Raw genomic sequence first — 3,276 nt, forward strand, 5'->3', positions numbered from 1 at the left:
CGAAACAGCAGGCGACCCGGCCGCAGACCATCGGTTACGCGCTCGTCGACTCACCGGTCGGGCTGCTCGCCTGGATCCTCGACAAGTTCGCGGAGTGGAGCGACACCCGGGACAGCCCCTTCGAGACGATCTCGCGGGACCGGATCCTGGACGACGTCACGCTGTACTGGCTGACCCGGAGCGGAGCCTCGGCGGCACGGATCTACCACGAGAGCCACCTGTCGCTCGACCCGGAGCTGAGGGTCGACGTGCCGGCCGCCGTCACCGTGTATCCCCGCGACATCGAGAAGTGCCCGCGCCCCTGGGCCGAGCAGCGGTACCGGCGCATCGTCCGGTGGCAGACGCCCGCGGCGGGCGGCCACTTCCCGTCCCTCGAGGTTCCCGGGGACTTCGTCGCGGATCTGCGCGCGGGCCTCGCGGCCGTGCTGGCCACGACGCCCTGAGCCGCCTCGCTCACAGGCGGCGCAGGACGACCAGCTCGGCGTCGTGGTCCGTGGTCCAGGGGAAGCCGAGCCCCGTGTGTCGCAGGTACGCGCCGCTGTACTCGGTGCCGGCGGCCTCGTCCCGGTAGCGGGCGGCGGGGTCGATGCCGCGCAGGCGCAGCCGGTCCGGGCGGCCGGGCACCAGTGGGGCCCCGTCGAGGCGGCCGGTGTGCAGGGCGCCGACCACGACGCGTGAGCCGTCGGGCGCGATCGACTGGACGCCGCAGGTCGGGTCGTCCGGGGAGTTGAGCAGGTGGGTCTCGCCGTGGTGCACGATGTCGCGGACGTCCTTGTACCGGGCGACCCACTCCGCCGCCTCGGCGCGCTGCCCGTCGCTCCACGCGCCGAGATCGGCGCCGATGCCGAGGACCCCGCTCATCGCGCTGACGAAGCGGAACGCGAGCGAGCGCGGCCGCGGGTCGAACAGGCCGGGCGCGTCCGTGACCCAGGAACTCATCGTGTGCGGGGCGTGCGCGTGCAGGTACCCGTACTGGATGCGGAGGCGGTCGAGCGGTGCGGTGTTGTCGCTGGGCCAGACGACGTCCGTGCGCGCGAGCGTCGTGTGGTCGACGCGGCCGCCGCCGCCCGCGCAGCCCTCCACGGTGACGTGCGGATGGCGGGCCCGCAGGTGGTCGAGGACCCGCAGGTAGCCGCGGACGTGCGCCGCGTCGAGGTCGAGCCCCTCGGCCGGCCCGGCACCTGGCCGGCCGCGCTCGGTCGGCGGGCGGTTCATGTCCCACTTCAGGTACGTGATCGCGTACCGCCCGAGGAGCCGGTCGAGCGTCGCGAGCACGAACTCCTGGACGTCCTCGCGGCCGAGGTCGAGGAGGAGCTGGTTGCGGACGCGGCGCCCGGTGCGGTCCGGCAGGGCGTAGACCCACTCCGGCCGGTCGGCGTGGAGCTTCGACGCGGGGCTGACCGCCTCGGGCTCCACCCAGAGACCGAAGTCGAGCCCGAGGGCCCGCACATCGTCGACGAAGCGGCCGAAGCCCTGCGGGAAGAGCACGGGATCGGGCTCCCAGTCGCCCAGGCCGCCGGTGTCATCGACGCGGCCGGTGAACCAGCCGTCGTCGACGACGAACAGCTCGACGCCCGTCTCGGCGGCCCGGCGGGCGAGCGCCAGCTGGTGGTCGGCGCGTACGTCGAACCCGGTCGCCTCCCACGAGTTGTAGAGGACGGGCCGCCGCCGGGCGAGTCGGTCACCCGCGAGCCGGCGCTCGAAGCGGTGCCAGACGCGGGACAGCCCGTCCAGGCCCTCCCCGCTGAAGGCACAGGCCAGCGCAGGGGTCACCAGGGTCTCGCCGGGGGCGAGCAGCACGGCGCCCTCGTGCGGGACGCGGCCCGCGCGCACCCGCACGGCGCCACCCGGTTCCGCGTCGACGGCCGTCTGCCAGTTGCCCGCCCACTCCAGCGCGACGCCGTACGTGGGCGTGTCCGCGCCGCGGTCCGGGTACGCGGCGTCCTGCACGGCCAGCCATGGCGCGTACGCGTGGCCCGGCACGCCCTGCGTGCTGCCGAACTCCAGGGTGCCGCGCGTCAGGAGGGTCTGCGTGAACCGGAACTCCTGCGACCACTGCCCGGTCAGGTGCGTGACGCGGGCGCCCCGGTCGGTCACCGGTACGTTGACGGCGGCCGAGCCGAACCGCTCCAGGCGCACCGGTGCGTCGCCGGTACAGGTCAGCTCGGTCCACCGGCGCACGACGTCGGTGCCCGGCACGACGGCGTAGCGGACCGTGACCCGCAGGCCGAGGACGTCGTCGTCGAAGGTGAGGTCGAGGGCGCTGTCGTCCTCCTGCCGCGCCCCGGCGAAGCACCACCACACCCCGCGCTCGGCGCCCGGCCGCCCCGCGATCAGATCCGCGCCGTTGAACGGCCGCAGCCCGTGCGGGATGTACTCGGCCGGTGCCAGGTCGGCCGGTGTCACGAAGTGTGTGCGGCGCGACCAGTCCATCGGGGACGGCCCGTCCTCCGCGCCCGCCGGGCCCCATACGGCGAGCTCGGGCCAGACGCCGGCGCCGGGACCGTCCCCTTCGCCGTCGCCGCCCAGCGTGACGGAGTAGACGGTGTGCTCGGTGCGCAGGACCCAGCGCTCCGAGACGCTGTCGGTGGTGCTCACTTGACTGCTCCAAGGTTGAGGCCCGCCACGAAGTGGCGCTGGAAGCGGAGGAAGACGAGGACGGTGGGGGCCGCGGCGATGACCGAGCCGGCGGCGATCACGTTCCACTGCGAGACGTACTGGCCCTGGAGGTTGAGCAGCGACGCGGTGATCGGCATGCGGGTCTCCGTGCGCAGCACGCTGATCGCCCACAACAGGTCGTTGAAGATCCAGGTGAACGACAGGGCGCCGAGGGCGGCGAGCGCGGGGCGGGCCAGCGGCAGCACGATCCGCCAGTAGACCGTCGCGGGCCCGGCCCCGTCGATGACGGCCGCCTGCTGCACCTCCACCGGGATCGACCGCATGAAGCCGTGCAGCACGAAGACGTAGAAGCCGATGCCGAAGCCGACCTGGACGCCGATGAGGGCCCACAACCGGTCGTAGATGCCGACGAGTTCGGCCATCTTCGAGACCGGCACCAGCAGGATCTGCGGAGGCAGCAGGTTGCCCGCGAGCATGACGAGGAGCAGGGTGCGCCGCCCGGGCAGCGCGTAGCGGCTCAGGGCGAACGCGGCCATCGACGCGAGCAGCAGCGACAGCAGCACGCTCGGCACGGTCACCAGCAGGCTGTTGATCAGCGCCTGCTTCTGGCCGCCGTCCGTCCAGGCCTGGCGGAACCCGTCGAGGCTGAACGAGTGT

At 73.6% G+C, this 3,276-nt stretch carries 2 protein-coding genes and 1 pseudogene; 1 reads left to right on the top strand and 2 read right to left on the bottom strand.

The features are described 5' to 3' along the window. Positions 1 to 443, top strand: a pseudogene (locus GTW43_RS26210) (epoxide hydrolase); the annotation flags it as partial. A gap of 10 nt (positions 444 to 453) precedes the next feature. Here the strand turns inward: GTW43_RS26210 and GTW43_RS26215 are convergent. Next, a complete protein-coding gene (locus tag GTW43_RS26215; RefSeq protein WP_237536819.1) occupies positions 454 to 2,433 on the bottom strand; it encodes an alpha-galactosidase in 1,980 nt (659 codons plus the stop codon). Between the two features lie 161 nt (positions 2,434 to 2,594). After that, the coding region (locus tag GTW43_RS26220; protein ID WP_161304454.1) for a carbohydrate ABC transporter permease at positions 2,595 to 3,276 on the bottom strand (682 nt) is incomplete at its 5' end.

It is taken from the genome of Streptomyces sp. SID5785 (assembly GCF_009870065.1).
Classification (GTDB): Bacteria; Actinomycetota; Actinomycetes; order Streptomycetales; family Streptomycetaceae; genus Streptomyces.